Here is a 910-nt window from a genome sequence, read left to right on the forward strand (position 1 = left end):
GTACCGCCGACAACGGCATGGAACGATGCCGACTGTGATGGAGACGGTGTGACCAACGGTGACGAGGTTACCGATGGAACGGACCCACAAGACCCTTGTAGCCTAGATTATACAAGCCAGACGGTACCGCCTTCCACGGCATGGAACGATGCAGACTGTGACGGAGATGGTGTGACCAATGGCGATGAAGTAACGGATGGGACCGACCCGACCGACCCATGTGACTTTATGCTGTCGAGCCAGACGGTTCCAACGACCCCTGCTTGGGAGGCATTGGACTGTGACGGTGACGGTGTGACCAACGGTGATGAAATAAACGATGGAACGGACCCATCCGATCCGTGTAGCCTGGATGTGGCCAGCCAGACGGTACCGCCGACTGCTGCTTGGGATGCCCTCGACTGTGACGGTGATGGGGTAACGAACGGTGACGAGGTTACCGATGGAACGGACCCAACGGACCCATGTGACTTCGTACTTGCCAGTCAGACGGTACCACCAACTACAGCTTGGAACGATGCCGATTGTGATGGAGACGGTGTGACCAACGGTGACGAGGTTACCGATGGAACGGATCCTCTTGATGAATGTGATTTGATATTTACGAGCCAAACGGTACCACCAACGACGGCCTGGAACGATGCCGATTGTGACGGTGACGGTNTGGTGACGGTGTGACTAACGGTGATGAAATAAACGACGGAACCGATCCATCCGACCCATGTAGTCTGGATGTGGCGAGCCAAACAGTACCACCGACAACGGCGTGGAACGACGCCGACTGCGACGGTGATGGGGTAACCAACGGTGACGAGGTTACCGATGGAACCGATCCAACCGATCCATGTGACTTTGTACTTGCCAGCCAGACCGTACCGCCGACAACGGCATGGAACGATGCGGACTGTGA

The 910-nt window shown here is 56.3% G+C and carries 1 protein-coding gene and 1 pseudogene; both read left to right on the forward strand.

Annotated features, from left to right (window positions below):
- Positions 1-678, forward strand: a pseudogene (locus POV27_RS04810) (hypothetical protein); the annotation flags it as partial.
- Positions 675-910 (forward strand): thrombospondin type 3 repeat-containing protein (locus POV27_RS04815; protein ID WP_272861604.1); only part of this gene is annotated, 236 nt, incomplete at its 3' end. The pseudogene POV27_RS04810 and the gene POV27_RS04815, both read left to right, overlap by 4 nt.

The organism is Aureisphaera galaxeae, assembly GCF_028561275.1.
GTDB lineage: Bacteria > Bacteroidota > Bacteroidia > Flavobacteriales > Flavobacteriaceae > Aureisphaera > Aureisphaera galaxeae.